The following is a 16,492-nucleotide window of genomic DNA, read 5'->3' on the forward strand; positions in this document are numbered from 1 at the left end:
GATCAGGAGGAGAATTTATTATGGACAAATATTTAGAATACATACTGGAACAGATGAAAATGCTTCTGGCAATTGACAGTCCGTCGGGATACACACAGGAAGTTACGGATTATCTGATGGAGGAATATAAAAGATTGGGATATCTCCCTGAAAAAACCGTCAAAGGGGGCGTGCTGGTGGACCTGGAAAGCGGTGACAGGGCAAACGGGGTCCTTTTGGAAGCACATGTGGATACCCTGGGTGCTATGGTCTCAGAGATCAAGAGTAATGGACGGCTGAAGATCACACCTATAGGCGGAATGAACGCCAATAATGCAGAGGCGGAAAATTGCAGGATCATTACCCGTTTTGACGGTATTTATGAGGGAACCTGCCAGCTTGTCAATGCTTCGGTCCATGTAAACGGGGAGTATGATAAGACCGGAAGAACATTTGATACCCTGGAGATCGTGCCGGATGAACCTATCGCTGACAGGGAGGCTGCAGCCGCACTTGGGATCTCCACAGGGGATTATGTATGTTTTGATCCCAGAACAGTGATAACCAGATCGGGATATATTAAAAGCCGTTTTCTGGATGACAAACTCAGTGCAGCTGTTTTACTGGGTTATGCAAAATATGTGAAGGATGAAAAGATAACGCTGGCAAACAGAGTCTATCAGCATATGACCGTATTTGAGGAGGTGGGCCACGGCGGAGCTGCCTCTGTTCCGGATGGGGTGACGGAGGTGATCTCTGTGGACATGGGATGTGTCGGTGAGGGGCTTAGCTGCACAGAGCGGCAGGTATCTATCTGTGCCAAGGACAGCAGGGGGCCCTATAATTATGATTTAGTTACATCACTGGTGAAAACAGCCCGGGATATGGGGCTTTCGTATGCGGTAGATGTGTATCCTCATTATGGGTCAGATGCAGATGTGGCACTTACCGCAGGATATGATGTGCGGCATGGATTGATCGGTCCCGGGGTATATGCTTCACACGGGTACGAGAGAAGCCATGTGGACGGCGTTCTGAATACATTCCTGCTCTTAAAAGGATATCTTGGATAAAGCGGTGCATCTGTCTGAACATTGCGGCAGTCACGAATACAATGGCAGCTGCCTTTTCATTCAGTGACTACCGCAGATGAACCTTCCCTATCCCGCAAAAATCATAAGCGGTAATCAAGGATCCTTATAATACCTGCAGGATATGTTCATCTATTCGGCGTACAAGGCCGTGGGTATACGTAGCAAAATATTTCTGCCAGAAGGCATACGCTGCCGGGTTCAGGCTCTCGTAGTCTACCCCCAGACAGGTATAGCCTTCTTTTTTTAACAGATTTACCGCATAACTCAGAAGATTCTGGAAAACACCTCTGCCCCTGTATTCCGGAAGGCAGTATGCTCCTGTAATATGCAGATATTCCGGAATTTCCGTGATACAGGTTTCACCTGACTGTGATATCATGAGATATGCACATGGTTTTCCTTTGTATTTTGTCAGAAAGCACCTGCCCTGATCTGCTGTAAATGTACTGCAGAATACTTCACGGGAAGCCAAAGGCCGGTTCATAAAAAGCGGGCTGCTGTAAAAATGGCGGTTCAACATGACCTCCAGTGGATATGCTGTATCAATGGTCTCTCCGGTTAGTTCCTCCATTTCATAACCTTCGTTAAGATTACAGACGATCGGTTCCATAGTTCGGATGGCGTCTATGCAGCGCAGGCCAAAACCGTACCTGAAAAACTGCTGCTGCGCAGCTTCCTCATGAGCATATAAACAGATGCCATGGCTGACTGCCCCGGCCTTTCCCCATTTCTGCGCGGCATGCTGGTACATGGCAGCATATATTTTATCTCTGTCTTGCGTTACTGCCGCGTTAGCTCCCATGGGGGAAAAGACTCCCCTGGCATCCGTGGAGCCAAACGCATGGTCAAAGGGTTCCGTGCAGCATAGAAACCCCAGCATCTTTCCATCTTCGTATGCTGCCACCCCGAGACCATTGTCCGCAAAATATGTCAGATCAGGCAGTTCCACTGCACCCGGCAGGACAGGTACCCTGCTGCGTTCTTCCCGGTAACATAGCAGGGCAAGTTCTCTGGCATCTGCCATATGTTCACGTGTAAAATTGATAGTCCTCATGTACTCTCCTTTTTGATGTTAAAGTATGTCTGCAGCTTGCCATTGCATGTATCTGAAACGGTTTTTGGCAATCTGTACACCACCTTTTGTGGGTTGTACAGATTACCGGGATGAATTTCCAGACACACTTAAATGCGGGATTATTTTTTGTGGTAATATAAACGGCATACATCATCACCTTTGGCTATGGATTTCAAAAGCTTCAACCGTCCCCCGTAAGCTTCACCTATACCATGGTCACCGCACATGGCAATGTCGCAGAGTTTCCGTATTTCCTCGTCAGAACAGCCGGCTTTCTGCCAGGCTTTCACTAATGGGCAATAATGAAAATCAATGGCCAGCTCTTTGTCTGTGCTCTTTCTGATCTTCATCTCAAATACCCACTGGGCGGGTTTGGTAAAAAGTTGTTTTCTGAGGCCTTTCAAACTGCTGGTCCCCCCTTGTCTGACCAGCTCCCCGCCTTGTGAAAGACCACAGCGGCGAATGGCTTCGCTTCCGAAATCTTCCCAGGCAAGCCCTCTTTTTCCGGCCTCGTCACACAATAGATACAGCTAGGCCGCCCGCTGCTCAAGCTGTCCCCGGACAGCCTGAATGAGTTTATTTTTTATCTTCGGTTCGTTGTGGATTTGAGATGTGCAAGTATTTGACATATTATATCCCCCCAATCTTTTTCTCTCTATCATACTACTAATTTTGCTGCCGTTGTAATCCGCAGCATTTTGTGGTATATATTACTTTAACGTAACTGCTCTGCAGGTATGCAAAACGATTGCACTGACCAAAAAAGTCCTGTCCGGGAAGTCCTGAACGAAAAAAACTGCCCAGTCACGTCTTAATAAGTATAGCATGGGGGAGATCTTCCGGCAAATTTAATTTTCTTTAAAACAATAAGGAGGAACTGGCATATGAACTGTATTTTTTGCAATTGTATAGAAGACTCACAAATACTCTATGAGACGGATAATTTTATTGTAGTTTATGATATTGATCCAATTCAGAAAGGCCATTTATTAATGATTACCAAACAGCATTATGGAAATATCCGGGAGGTCCCGGAATCGGTTTTATATGAATTGATCCGGCTGGAACAGCAGGTGGCAGAAATTATAGAAAAAAATTTTGATGTACTTGGGGTGACCGTTATGCAGAATAACGGTCTAGTTATGGATGAGGGCACACATTTTCATGTGCATATCATTCCCCGGTACGCTGACGACGGTTTCTGGGAAAATCAGGCGGTGAAACAACATGAACTGCCGCTGGAGCAGCTCTCCCGCTGTTTAGCAGAACAGCTTCGCTAAAGTATGTCTATAAATTGCTTTCAGTAAGCTGTGCGCCCCACTTTATAGGAGAATTGACCCCGATGAGGGGGCGTAACGGGCTACGTTGACCGAATTGGGGGCAAATATACCATGAAGTGTAACGTGTAGCTTGCCAGAATGATTTTTCAGACACACTCCAGCATTATGATCGATCGATTGTCTTCCCACATCAATAAGCACTATATATAAATATTATATACCATATGCAAATTATTGCATTGCTTTTATATGAATAATTTTCCGAATCCTATTGAAATAACTTATGAAACATGATATATTGTATATAAAGAGGAACAACCGCCCAAAGTGGTTTGACCTGGTAAAGTTAGAAGAACCGCCCTACTGCTCGTCAAAGTTTAAGGGTGGTTTTTCTATGTATACTAATGACCCATCAAATAAATGTAGGTCAGTAGTGCAATTAGAAAGATTCCGAACTGCATCAGATCATTAAAACTGAATTTGTTCTTCATATGCACCACCTCCATTCTATACGGAATGAAGGTCAATCCACCCTGCAACACGCTTGTTCCACATATTGATTATATCATGCCCTTTTTCATTTTGCAATCTTATACTTATCATTTATCATTTACAATACTACTTTTCCTGTAAGTATCCGGTGACATTTCTGTATATTTTTTGAACACTTTTGAAAAATAAGTACAATTTTCAAACCCCAATATTTCAGAAACCTCATACACCAAAAGACCTTCCTCCAGCATTTCCTTGGCCAATTCCACTTTCCTCAGATTCACGTATTCAATAAAATTCTGTCCCATCTCTTTTTTAAATACTGTGCTCAGATACGCACTGGAAACACCGATTTCTTTTGCTGCCTCTGACTGGTGTATCTGTGTTTTCAAGTGGGTGTCAATGTAATGGAACGCACTGCGCAGAATTTCGGAACGGCTGCATTTATATTCGATCAAAAACCTTTCATGAAAAGCATCCGTAAATTCCTGAAACCATTTTTCAATCTCTGACAGACTGCTTATCATCAACAGACATTGGTAATGACAGTTATCCCCCCGCACCTGAATTTCCTCAATGGCTCCATTCAGCCCCTGGGCTGTCATAGAAAACACCCCCAGCATGTCCATAAAAATCCGGCGCAGCACATTCATGCTAATATATTTTTCCTGACGGATAGAAGAAAATATATTTGAAATAGCATTCCCAGTCTCCTCCCTGGCAAATTCGGCTGCCGCCTGCTTCAGTGCGGCCTGCATATGCGGCATTCCCTTAGGGCTGTGTTCTTTCGCCGGTATTTTCTCCGTGAAATAATGTATCCTCTGTTCTTCATCGTAATAACTTACCATGTTGATCTGCTCCGCAAGCGCAACCGCCTGATTCATATCCGATTCCTCTTTCATGACCCCCTCATAAATCCCCAGATAAAGCTTGATGGGAAACCGCTGTGCCAATGCCCGGTAAAGTTCCTCATAAAATGCCTTTGGAAGCCTGCTGTCAAACACAAAATAACAGCACTGGGCCCCTTTATGGATCTGCAGGTATTCCTGCCCGCGCTTCTGAAGCCACCTTCTGCAGTGCTCCGTGACAGCAAATATCCCTTCCTGTTTATCTATGTGGGGCAGTATGCAGAGAAGCGTCCGGTAGGTCCCCACATCCTGAAAAATGTCTTTGCCCGTATGGCTGATGATCTCCTCATACCGTATTTCCCGGACACGAAAAGGCTGGTGTTTTTCTGCCCTGCATTTCTGAAGGATTTGCTGCAGCTCCTCAGAGGAGAGGTTTAACTTTCTCAGATAATCATAAGCCCCCAGCTTCATGGCTTCTTTTACCATCTCAAACTCCTCGTTGCAGCTTATCACGATCACTTTGCAGTCCAGATTATTCTCTCGTAAATATTCAAGAATCTGCAGTCCGTTCTTTTTCGGTATATTCAGGTCAAGAAGCAGAATGTCCGGGTGATTCTCTTCAATGGAACGAATTGCTTCCTGTCCGTCTTTCGCATCTTCCAGCAGGGTAAATCCCAGTCCCTTCCAGTCCAATAACTGATGCAGGCCGACTCTTGCCAGTATCTCATCCTCTATGATCAATACCTTATTTTTCATTTCCAATCCTTTCTGCCTTCGGAACGCGCCTGATAATCTGTCCTCTTTGGGATCCGGATCCATATTTCAAATCCCGCTTTTACCTGTTCCTTAAAGATCAACCCATAATTATCCCCATACAGCATTTTCAATCTGGAATTTATATTGTAAAGTCCCATTCCGGTAAAAGTGCTCCGGTTCCTGTGAGGGCTTTTCAGCATTTCTTCCACCATATCTTTGTCCGCCGAATTTCCATTATTGAAGATGGAGATCATAAAATCCCGTTCATATTCCACAGCAGACACAATGATCTGGCCTGCTCTGATGTCCTTCACGCCGTGCAGAATGGCATTCTCCACAATGGGCTGCATAGTAAACGCAGGAATCTCACAAAAATATAATTCTGTGGGGATCACATTGTAATACTGAAAAGAGTTTCCAAACCTGAATTTCATGATGTCCACATAAGCTTCCAGCAGAGCCGTCTCCTGCCCCACTGTTGTCATGCCGTTCCTGTTGTCATACACACCGTGCAGTATTTCTCCCAGGGATTCCAGCGCGCAGGATGTCCTCTCATCCTGTTCCTCTTTTGCCATGATCCTGATAGAATTTACCGTATTAAAGATAAAGTGGGGGGAAATCTGGGACATCAGCATCTCATAATGGGCTTTTTCCTTCAGATGGCTTTCTGTTTTTACCTTCTCGATCAATTCCTCAATCCTATGTCCCGCCCTGTTATAGCTTGAAATAAATTTATGTATTTCCAAAAAGGACTGCTCCGGCTCCTGGAGTGTCAGGATTCCATTTTCAGAGTTTTCCAGTTTTTCCACCAGATTTGTGAGGGGACTTGACAGCTTTTTAGAAAAATAAACCATGGTTATAATCGTAGCTGCGATCAAAAGCAGTACCATTCCAAGAATATTCCTAGATATCCGTAGGTTTCCCTCCAGATAAACAAGAGTGGGAACCGCATACACTAACCTATTTCCGCCGTGCTCCAAAGAAACAGCCATGTATTGATAGCCGTCATGCAGCGTTCCCCGGGTAATGGTGTCCGTTTCTCCCTGCCATACAGCCTCCTCCTCCGTAAGAGACTGTACCAGTTCGTCTTTCTCTCCATTGTATTCCATCTGCATTTTTCTGCTGTTGTCAAAAATATAAAAGGTCCCCTCATGGGAGGGCACCATAGCCTGGGTAAATTTCCCCCATATTTTTGTACCGGACAGCTGTATCAGGAGGACACCCAGATTTTTTCCGGAATAATCCAGCACGCTTCTGCCAATATAAAGATAACGGTAGTCCTGTATGGGATATGTGGTCATCTCCGCAAAAAAGTCCTGCAGCTCTGCGCAGAATGTAGTTTTCCGCCCATTGTCTATAATCTGCTGATACCAATCCTGCCCTTCATATTCCACTGAAGTACGGCTTAGATTGTGGGCACCTATCAGATATCCGGACTCTGTAAGGATGGCTATCTTGCCGCCTACTGCATTCAACACTGAACTCTCCATCTCGGACAGCCTGGCTGAGAGTTCTGTTTTTGCCTGATACAGGTCATAGCCGTCCTCTGCCCGCGCCATGGTGCGAAGATTCTCCAGGACAGACTTGCTGGTCATCATCATGCTGGTAGAATAATTTGTCACTTCGATCATCTGATCTCCGTTTGCCTTAATCTGGGACAACAGGGTAGTGTCATAGCCGGTCTTGTTTTCTGTGGTGACCCTCTGCAGGTAAATGTTCAAAAACATTAATGCCAGACACAGGGGCAGAACCACAAAACACCCCATATACACTATGAGCTGCGTCCTGATACTTTTATTTTTCAGACTGAAATGTCTGCGTTTTTCCTTTTCCATTCTGTCTCCGACCTTTTTTATTATTCTAATATCTTATCCCTTTTTGTCAATGTTTCCGGTATACTTCCTGCAATTTCCAAGAAAGTACACTTTGGTTTTACAGCCAAATAGGGCTGACACACAAGATCTGTGTGCCAACCCTCAAATATATCTTATCCTTTTACCGCTCCGGCAGACAGCCCCTCCACCAGATTTTTCTGTACCAGGGCGAAGAACAGCAGTATAGGTATCAGGCTGATCACTACCGCTGACATCAAAAGTCCCCAATCCACGGAATACTGCCCGATAAAATCCTGCATCCCCACCTGAATCGTCTTTTTCAATGTTGTATTTATAAAAATAGACGCGTACATATATTCATCCCAGGAGGACATGAAGCAGAAAAGCGCTGTCACAAACAATCCCGGCTTTGCCACATAAAATATGACAGAGAAAAAGGAACGCAGCCTGCTGCACCCGTCAATCATGGCGGATTCCTCCAGTTCCCAGGGAATCGTGGAAAAAAATGCACAGGTATTCCAGATCGCAAAAGGAAGTGTAAAGGAACAATACATAAGTATCAGCCCGGTATAGCTGTCAATGAGCTGAAAATGTTTCATGATTATATAATATGGTATACACAATAGGATTCCCGGAAACATCCGCGTCATCAGCACAGCCATCTTGATCTTTCCCGCTCCCAAAATACGGTATCTTGTCAGCCCGTATGCTGCCATGACAGACAGTACCATACAGATCATTGTGGTCACTACTGTAATAAATATGCTGTTCATAAAGTATCTTACAAAATTGGACTCAAAAATCACATGGCGGAAATTTTCAAAAGTCACATATGTAGGAATGATCTGATTGGGATCGTAGATCTGCTCCTTTGTTTTCATCGCTGTCAGCACCACATACACAAAGGGGGCCACAGCGGCAAATACCATCAGAACCGTAAAAATATAAGCAACTGCCTTTCTGATCTTTTGTTTCTGTTTTTTATCCAGCATTTGCCATCCTCCTACTCTTTCTCGCTTACCATGCGCAGATATATCCCGGAAAATACTGCCATGAAAACAAATAATATCACAGACGCTGCTGCTGCGGTACCAAAATTATGGTTAATGAATGCCTCACGATAGGCAAAGGTATAGAGTATTTCCGTACTGTACAGCGGCCCGCCTCCGGTCATCAGCCAAATGGTGTTAAAGCATGAGACAATGCCGATCAGATTCAGGATCGTAGCAATTGCCAGTGGTTCCTTGATGATCGGCAGTGTGATCCGCCAAAAGCTCTGGAAACGGCTGGCCCCGTCAATCTCGGCGCTCTCATAAACGTCTCCCGGTATCCCCTGCAGGGCAGCCAGGATAAATATCATCTGGAATGGAATCCCCTTCCAGATTGCCACCAGGACCACACACCAGAACGCAGAGCCTATATTGCCAAGCCAGGAGACGGATTCTGTGATCGCTCCTAATTTTACTGCCAATATATTGATGATCCCCACATTGGCATTATATAAAAAGGTGAATGTCATTGCCGCAATGGCATGGGGTACCGCCCAGGGCACCAGGATCAACGTGCGGTAAACAGACCTTCCTTTCAATTTCATATTCAGCGCCAACGCCAGCAGCATAGCTGCCACAAGCTGTACGATCAGATTCACCAGCGTCCATTTTACCGTATTTCCAATAGACTGCAGAAATATCTTGTTGGCAAATATGTTTTTATAATTCTCAAGCCCTGCAAAGGTATTAAAAATGCTGTCTTTTGGACGTACCAGATTATAATTGACAAAGCTAAGATAAATACCGCGCAGAAGCGGATAAATAGAGAGGGCCAGGACAGCAATGACTGCCGGTGCCAGAAGCAGATACCCGGGCCAGTTTTTCTTCAGTTCCAGTCCCGCCCTTTTTTGTTTTCTCGCCATAATCCCACCTCAGGACGGGCAGCTCTCTCCGGCCGCATGCTGCCGCCGGAGAAATGTTAACCCGCTTTCTTGACTATTTGTAATTGGATGCTATATTTTCGTTCAGTTTCTGTGTCAAAGATCCCAGCGCCTCTTCTGCTGTTGCCTTTCCATAATCCACCTCCAAAATTGCATTGGTAATCAGTTCATCAATGGCTTTCTCATTGATAACCGCGGGACGGGCACAGGTATACGGGAATTCATCCGTAAATACTTTCAGACGTTCTTTCCCCTCCAACGCTTTTCCATAATCAAAATCTTTACGGGCAGAGATCTTTCCCTCCACATCCAGGATCGGATCTCCTTTCTCGGAATTGATGTACTGGATCAGATCATAGGCCAATTCCGGGTTTTTGCTGTTGGCATTGATATTCCAGGTCCATCCACCAAGCACGGTTGCCTGCGTTTTTCCTCCCACCATTGTGGCAATGCCATAATCCAAGTCCGGATTAATTTCATCAACACCGGTGGCGCACCAGTCTCCTCCCAGAAGGAATGTAGCTTCCCCATTAGCAAAGCTTTCATAAACCTTATCCCATGTGGTTGCCTCCTTAAATGACTCCACCAGGCCTCCTTTTGTGATCATATCGCAGATATAATTCCAGGCCTCGGTACCCTGTTCATTGTCGATGACCACAGACGGAGTCTCACCGCTTGTGTCGATCACCGGACATTCGTTCTGATAGAAAAAGGAATAAAAGGCATAGGCGCTCTGATAGGTAATGATTCCGCCATAACCGGCTTCTTTTACTTTTTCCAGTGCAGCTGAAAGTTCATCCCAATTGGTGGGGACAGCAAGTCCCAGTTCATCCAGACGTTCCTTGTTATAATACAGACCGCAGCAGTCCATATACCAGGGAACCGAGTAATATTCCCCCTGGAATTTCCCGGAGTTCAGGGGGCCTTCCTGATACTGGGACACCAGCTCCTCTGCTGAGGTCAGATCACTTAAAGGATATAAAAGCCCCATGGCTGCCAGATCAATGGCATGCCCTGAGTTATCCATGATCACCACATCCGCCCCGCCGCCTGCCAGCGCTGCCGTCTGGAAAGATTCTTTGATATCCTGCTGGGAGGCACCTTGAAGTGTGATCTTTGTACCCGGATGTTCCTCCTCATACTGTCTGATGGTTTTTGTAAACTCTGTACCCAGATCCGTAGATTCATCCACCCAGTCATTTGTCATAAGCAGCGTGATCTCCCCTGATTGCTCTTTAGAACCGGTCTCCTGGCTGCTTTCCTTTTCTTCGGATGTATCCTTTTCCCCTGTTTTATCCTCCTGACTGCCTCCGGAATCTCCGCATGCTGCTGTTCCCAGTATCATGGCCGCTGCCGTCAGAATTGCTATTACTTTTCTTCTCTTCATATTCTCTTACCTTCTTTTCCTCATTCGCTTTTTCTTGTTCTTTTTTCCTGTTCCGTATTGCAGTTCATTACGCCGGCTGTTACTGAATTGCTATAAGCACATTAAACCATATCTCTGTTGTTTTTAGAATAAATATATTATTTGACTTTTTGCCCTTCTCCCTTAAAAAAATTTCAGATTCCTTGTCATTCTCAAAGCTGTAATTTTTTTAACCTTTTCATGGGCATTTGCCGAAAAATGTGCTGATAAAGGCAGGAGCGTCTGCCTGTTTTTTGGCTGATTCCCATTTAATTGAAAAATTCTCTTCATTCCCTGATGAAAACATCTGATTTAAAATCTTAGATACAGAAGATAAGGAGGTCTTTGATCATGAAAAAACTAAATGTAGCTTTAGTGGGACTGAGCTTCGGACTTGAGTTTGTCGCCATCTACTGCAAACACCCTGATGTCGGCAAAGTCTATGTTGTGGACAAAAATGAAAAACTTTTAAACATTGCCAGGGAACGTTACAGCATCCCTAAAAGCCAGTGCTTCACGGATCTGCAGAACGTGCTGGACATTCCGGAGATTGATGCGGTACATCTGGTGACACCCCCATCCACCCATGCCCCATTTTCCGTACGGGTGCTGAACGCAGGAAAGCACTGTGGCTGCACCATCCCTATGGGCATGAGCCTGGAAGAGTTGAAACAGGTCATTCTTGCAAGGCAGGCCGCGGAAAAAAATTATATGTTCATGGAAACCACCATTTTTCAGAGGGAATTTCTCTATATGAAAGAGCTGTATGAAAAAGGTGAACTGGGGCGTCTCCAGTATATGACATGTGCCCATTATCAGGATATGGAAGGCTGGCCTGATTACTGGAAAGGTTTCCCTCCCCTTATGCATCCTACCCATGCCGTTGCCCCGTGCCTCATGCTTGCAGGACATCTGCCCCAAAAAGTATATGCAAGAGGTTCCGGTAAAGTAAGAAAGGAACTGGAAGAACAATATGGATGCCCCTACGCTTTTGAAGCTGCATTCATTACGCTTCAGGACAGTGATATCACCATTGAGATGGAACGCTTTTTATATGGAGTTGCCCGGAGTTATTCGGAATGTTTCCGTATATATGGAGAAAATAAAAGTTTTGAGTGGCAGCAGCTGGCGGATGAGGACCCTGTCCTCTATACCAGAACAGGAGCCTTGCAGAAAGTAGATATCCTCAATGAAGAAAAAGAAGAATCCAGCAGAGGCGGTGAAATACTGGAGGAGCGTATCAAAATTCCGGATTACGCCCACCTTCTGCCTGATGAGATCGCATCCTTCACTACTAATACGGTATATAACAATGAAAACACCCATCTCTCCTTTAAGCAGGGCGGCGGACACGGCGGTTCCCATCCCCACCTGGTACATGAATTCATCCGCTCTATCATCGAAGAACGAAAACCGGCCATGGATGATATTATGGGGGCCTACTGGACAGGAACCGGAATCTGTGCCCATGAATCTGCCATGAAGGGCGGAGAAGTGATCACGATCCCGCGGTTTGAACAACTTTAAATATAGTCAAAATCCCTTATTTTCAATACTTTTTTGTTGAAAACAAGGGATTTTTTCGTATAAATCACCTTCTGGTCTTTCTTTCATCCCATCTGTTTTTCTGAATTGTCAAGGGCTAAAACTTTATTAAATTTTCCGTGTTGTCGTATATTGTCCGCACCAGGTGAGAATCATTTTACTAGACATTAAAATTTCCAGGAGGATTCTTGCAATGGCACTTAATAAAGTTGAAATATGCGGTGTGAACACTTCTAAACTCCCTGTACTTACCAATGAAGAGAAGGATATTCTGTTCGAGCGGATCAAAAAGGGAGACACAGAAGCCAGAGAATTATATATCAAGGGAAATTTGAGGCTGGTGCTCAGTATCATCAAACGTTTCTCCGCCAGCAACGAAAATGTGGATGATTTATTCCAGATTGGCTGCATCGGACTGATGAAGGCAATTGACAATTTCGATACAACACTGAACGTGAAATTTTCTACTTACGCGGTTCCCATGATCATCGGTGAGATCCGCAGGTATCTGCGGGACAACAACTCTATCCGGGTAAGCCGCTCTCTTCGCGATACTGCATACAAAGCCATCTATGCCAAAGAAAATTACGTCAAAAAAAATCTCAAAGAGCCCACCATCAACGAAATTGCCGAGGAGATCGGCATGGAAAAAGAGGATATCGTCTATGCCCTGGACGCCATCCAAAGCCCGGTCAGTCTCTATGAACCGGTGTACACAGAAGGAGGCGACACCCTGTATGTCATGGACCAGATCAGTGACAAGAAAAACAGGGAGGAAAACTGGATTGAAGATCTATCCCTGAAGGAGGCCATGAAACGCCTGGATGACAGGGAAAAACACATCATTGAAATGCGTTTCTACGAAGGAAAGACCCAGATGGAGGTTGCGCAGGAAATCGGCATCTCCCAGGCCCAGGTCAGCCGCCTGGAAAAGCACGCACTAAAAAACATGAAAAACTACCTGCGTCCCTGACTTGACATTCTCCCCTATAAATGATATGCTAAACACCAATTCAGAGTGTGTCCGCAGACTGGCGGACCGGATCAAAGATCACACTCTGCCATACAGCCAACGCGTAGACAGGAAGAGTAAAATGGATATCCATACAGAGAGGGATGCATATGGTGTGAGCATTCTATGGAGAAGCATTTGAAGACCACCCTGGAGCGGCTTTAACAGAGCCCGGCCGACACCGTTATCGTCAATTTGAGTGGTATATAGTAACGAAAAAGGTACGGAACCGTTACTATAGGAACAACAAGGGTGGAACCGCGGTATCTTGTTTATCGTCCCTGGACAGTCTTCGGATTGTTCAGGGTTTTTTTGATTTTAATCATAATTCAGGAGGAAAAAAGCATGAAAATCCAATTAAAAGACGGCTCAGTAAAAGAGTATGCTGAGTCCAAATCTGTTATCGACATTGCCTTAGACATAAGCGAAGGACTGGCACGGGCTGCCTGTGCAGGCGAGGTGGACGGCCAAATTGTGGATCTCAGAACAGTTCTTGACAAAGACTGTACACTGAATATCCTCACAGCCAGGGACCCGGAAGGGCTTCGTGTCGTACGCCATACCTGCTCCCATGTTCTGGCAGAAGCAGTCAAACGCCTGTTCCCGGATGCCAAACTGGCAATCGGACCTGCTATTGACACTGGTTTCTACTATGATTTTGAGGCTGAACCCTTTTCAAGAGACGACCTGGACAAGCTGGAAAAAGAGATGAAACGTATTATCAAAAAAGGAAGCAGACTGGAACGGTTTACCCTCCCCAGAGAGGAAGCTGTCCTGTTTATGCAGGAAAAAGAGGAACCATACAAAGTGGAATTGATCACCGACCTTCCTAAAGATGCTGAGATTTCCTTCTACTCCCAGGGGGATTTCGTCGATCTGTGTGCAGGGCCTCATCTCATGAACACAAAGGGCATCAAAGCATTTAAACTGACTTCCTCCTCTGGCGCTTACTGGAGAGGAGATTCCAGCAAACCCATGCTGCAGAGGATTTACGGAAGTGCCTTCTCCACAAAAGATGAGCTGAACGAATATCTGCAGCATTTGGAGGATATCAAGAAACGCGACCACAACAAACTGGGCCGTGAAATGGAGTTATTCACCACCGTTGATGTGATCGGCCAGGGTCTTCCCCTGCTGATGCCCAAAGGTGCCAAAATCATCCAGACACTCCAGAGATGGATTGAAGATGAGGAGGATAACAACTGGGGATACATCCGCACCAAAACGCCCCTGATGGCCAAAAGTGACTTATACAAAATCTCCGGACACTGGGACCACTATAAAGACGGCATGTTTGTGCTGGGGGATGAGGAAACCGACAAAGAAGTGTTTGCCCTCCGTCCCATGACCTGCCCCTTCCAGTATTATGTGTATAAATCCAAACAGCGCTCCTACCGCGACCTGCCCCTTCGCTACAGTGAGACTTCCACCCTCTTTAGAAATGAGGACTCCGGTGAAATGCACGGCCTGACACGCGTCCGCCAGTTCACCATCTCAGAGGGACATTTGATCGTCCGCCCGGATCAGATGGTGGAGGAATTCAAAGGCTGCCTGGCTCTTGCCAAGAAATGTCTGACCACCCTGGGACTGCAGGATGATGTAACCTATCATTTATCCAAGTGGGACCCGGAAAACACAGAAAAGTATATCGGTGATGCAAAGGTATGGGAGCAGACCGAACAGCATATCCGAAACATTTTAGTGGAACTGGACGTTCCTTTTGTGGAGGATGCAGGGGAAGCCGCCTTCTACGGCCCCAAAGTAGACATTAATGCCAAAAATGTATACGGCAAAGAGGACACTATGATCACGGTACAGTGGGATGCACTGCTGGCTGAACAGTTTGATATGTACTACATTGACCAGAACGGTGAAAAAGTCCGCCCGTATATTATCCACAGAACCTCCATCGGCTGCTATGAGAGGACCCTTGCATGGCTCATTGAAAAATATGCCGGCATGTTCCCCACCTGGCTCTGCCCGGAACAGGTCCGCATCCTTCCTATCTCTGAAAAATACCAGGATTACGCAGTCCGGGTAGAAACCGAGTTAAAGAAAAACGGCATCCTTAGCACCATTGATGAGCGCTCTGAAAAAATCGGCTACAAGATCCGCGAGGCAAGGCTGTCAAAGGTTCCCTACATGATCGTTGTGGGAGAAAAAGAAGAAGCTGAAGGATTAGTGGCCGTCAGAAGCCGCTTCCTGGGAGATGAAGGCCAGAAACCCCTGCAGGATTTCATAGATGATATATGCAAAGAGATCCGTACAAAAGAGATCCGCAAAATTGAAGTACAGAACGATAAGTAATTGACAGCAAAGCCGCCTCATGCACACAGATATTGACCGCACAAAGCATCACAGAAAGGAAAAGACTTCATGGACTTTATAGAAATGATAAAAGCAGTCATTCTGGGCATCATCCAGGGTATCACAGAATGGCTGCCCATAAGCAGCACGGGACATCTGATCTTATTTGACAATCTCTGGCCCATGACCTCCACACCGGAATTTTTTGAAGTATTCAAGGTTGTCATTCAATTCGGTTCCATACTGGCTGTACTGGTACTGTTTTTCCATAAACTCAACCCCTTTTCTCCAAAGAAAAGTGTATCCGAAAAGCAGGAGACATTTACTCTGTGGAAAAAGGTTGCGGTAGGGTGCATACCGATCGTGGCTGCCGGTCTTCCGCTGGACATGGTACTGGAGGACTATCTGTCCAGCGTGTACATAATTGCTGCAACCCTGATCCTGTATGGTATTGCCTTTCTTGTCATCGAGAGCAGAAAAAAGCAGCCGAAAATGGAATCCCTGGAGGCACTGACCTACCGGACAGCTTTTTTTATCGGCTGTTTCCAGGTTTTAGCGGCAATACCCGGAACCTCAAGAAGCGGTGCCACCATTCTGGGCGCTGTCATCCTGGGCTGTTCCAGGTATGTGGCAAGTGAATTTTCCTTTTTCCTGGCAATACCGGTCATGGCAGGCGCCAGCGGTCTGAAGCTGCTGAAATATTTTTTAAAGACAGGCATGTTCTCCGGATCGGAGTGGATTCTTTTGATGATCGGAACATTGGTTTCCTTTGTTGTATCCGTATTTGCGATCCGAATGCTCCTGAGCTATATCAGAAAACACGATTTCAAGATATTCGGTATTTACCGTATTATATTGGGTATTATTGTCATTCTATATTTCAGCCTTCTGGCATGATAAGACTCAAACAGGGCGCCTTCCTACGGGAAGCGCC

Annotated in this window: 14 protein-coding genes; 6 read left to right on the top strand and 8 right to left on the bottom strand. The window is 45.6% G+C overall.

Features of this window, described 5'->3' with window-relative positions:
* Window positions 1–20 precede the first annotated feature (20 nt).
* A complete protein-coding gene (locus C6P39_RS00805; protein ID WP_104802450.1) occupies window positions 21–1,052 on the top strand; it encodes a M42 family metallopeptidase in 1,032 nt (343 codons plus the stop codon).
* A 124-nt stretch (window positions 1,053–1,176) separates the two neighbouring features.
* Here the strand turns inward: C6P39_RS00805 and C6P39_RS00810 are convergent, their stop codons facing one another.
* Both C6P39_RS00810 and C6P39_RS00815 read right to left on the bottom strand, forming a co-directional pair.
* A complete protein-coding gene (locus C6P39_RS00810; protein WP_104802451.1) occupies window positions 1,177–2,127 on the bottom strand; it encodes a GNAT family N-acetyltransferase in 951 nt (316 codons plus the stop codon).
* Window positions 2,128–2,267: 140 nt separating this feature from the next.
* The gene (locus tag C6P39_RS00815; protein WP_242986853.1) at window positions 2,268–2,669 is read right to left on the bottom strand and encodes an L-2-amino-thiazoline-4-carboxylic acid hydrolase; all 402 of its coding nucleotides are present in this window, start codon (window positions 2,667–2,669) and stop codon (window positions 2,268–2,270) included.
* A 363-nt stretch (window positions 2,670–3,032) separates the two neighbouring features.
* On the opposite strand from C6P39_RS00815, the gene C6P39_RS00820 reads away from it, so the two are divergent.
* Window positions 3,033–3,428 carry an HIT family protein gene (locus tag C6P39_RS00820; RefSeq protein WP_104802452.1) on the top strand — a complete coding sequence of 132 codons (396 nt, stop codon included), beginning with the start codon at window positions 3,033–3,035 and terminating at the stop codon, window positions 3,426–3,428.
* Between the two features lie 42 nt (window positions 3,429–3,470).
* On the opposite strand, the gene C6P39_RS28635 is transcribed toward C6P39_RS00820, so the two are convergent.
* From C6P39_RS28635 to C6P39_RS00845, 6 genes are all read right to left on the bottom strand, one after another.
* Window positions 3,471–3,629 carry a DUF6783 domain-containing protein gene (locus C6P39_RS28635; protein ID WP_408608506.1) on the bottom strand — a complete coding sequence of 53 codons (159 nt, stop codon included), beginning with the start codon at window positions 3,627–3,629 and terminating at the stop codon, window positions 3,471–3,473.
* Window positions 3,630–4,027: 398 nt separating this feature from the next.
* Window positions 4,028–5,524 carry a response regulator gene (locus tag C6P39_RS00825; RefSeq protein WP_242986855.1) on the bottom strand — a complete coding sequence of 499 codons (1,497 nt, stop codon included), beginning with the start codon at window positions 5,522–5,524 and terminating at the stop codon, window positions 4,028–4,030.
* Window positions 5,521–7,359, bottom strand: a complete 1,839-nt coding sequence (locus C6P39_RS00830; RefSeq protein ID WP_104802454.1) for a cache domain-containing sensor histidine kinase — start codon at window positions 7,357–7,359, stop codon at window positions 5,521–5,523. Before C6P39_RS00830 ends, C6P39_RS00825 begins: the two co-directional genes overlap by 4 nt.
* Window positions 7,360–7,511: 152 nt before the next feature.
* A complete protein-coding gene (locus C6P39_RS00835) occupies window positions 7,512–8,351 on the bottom strand; it encodes a carbohydrate ABC transporter permease (RefSeq protein WP_104802455.1) in 840 nt (279 codons plus the stop codon).
* Between the two features lie 11 nt (window positions 8,352–8,362).
* Window positions 8,363–9,271 carry a carbohydrate ABC transporter permease gene (locus tag C6P39_RS00840; protein WP_095174042.1) on the bottom strand — a complete coding sequence of 303 codons (909 nt, stop codon included), beginning with the start codon at window positions 9,269–9,271 and terminating at the stop codon, window positions 8,363–8,365.
* A gap of 73 nt (window positions 9,272–9,344) precedes the next feature.
* Window positions 9,345–10,676 (bottom strand): ABC transporter substrate-binding protein, encoded by a 1,332-nt coding sequence (locus C6P39_RS00845; protein ID WP_104802456.1) that lies wholly within the window; start codon window positions 10,674–10,676, stop codon window positions 9,345–9,347.
* Between the two features lie 369 nt (window positions 10,677–11,045).
* On the opposite strand from C6P39_RS00845, the gene C6P39_RS00850 reads away from it, so the two are divergent.
* The 4 genes from C6P39_RS00850 (at window position 11,046) to C6P39_RS00870 (ending at window position 16,455) form a co-directional block, all read left to right on the top strand.
* Window positions 11,046–12,221 (top strand): Gfo/Idh/MocA family protein, encoded by a 1,176-nt coding sequence (locus tag C6P39_RS00850; RefSeq protein ID WP_095174038.1) that lies wholly within the window; start codon window positions 11,046–11,048, stop codon window positions 12,219–12,221.
* 211 nt (window positions 12,222–12,432) lie between these two features.
* A complete protein-coding gene (gene sigG, locus C6P39_RS00855) occupies window positions 12,433–13,212 on the top strand; it encodes an RNA polymerase sporulation sigma factor SigG (RefSeq protein WP_095174035.1) in 780 nt (259 codons plus the stop codon).
* A 384-nt stretch (window positions 13,213–13,596) separates the two neighbouring features.
* On the top strand, window positions 13,597–15,558 hold the full coding sequence (gene thrS, locus C6P39_RS00865) for a threonine--tRNA ligase (RefSeq protein ID WP_104802457.1): 1,962 nt from the start codon (window positions 13,597–13,599) through the stop codon (window positions 15,556–15,558).
* Between the two features lie 69 nt (window positions 15,559–15,627).
* Window positions 15,628–16,455 (top strand): undecaprenyl-diphosphate phosphatase, encoded by an 828-nt coding sequence (locus tag C6P39_RS00870; protein WP_095174031.1) that lies wholly within the window; start codon window positions 15,628–15,630, stop codon window positions 16,453–16,455.
* Window positions 16,456–16,492 lie beyond the last annotated feature (37 nt).

This window comes from Blautia marasmi (assembly GCF_900258535.1).
GTDB lineage: Bacteria > Bacillota > Clostridia > Lachnospirales > Lachnospiraceae > Blautia > Blautia hominis.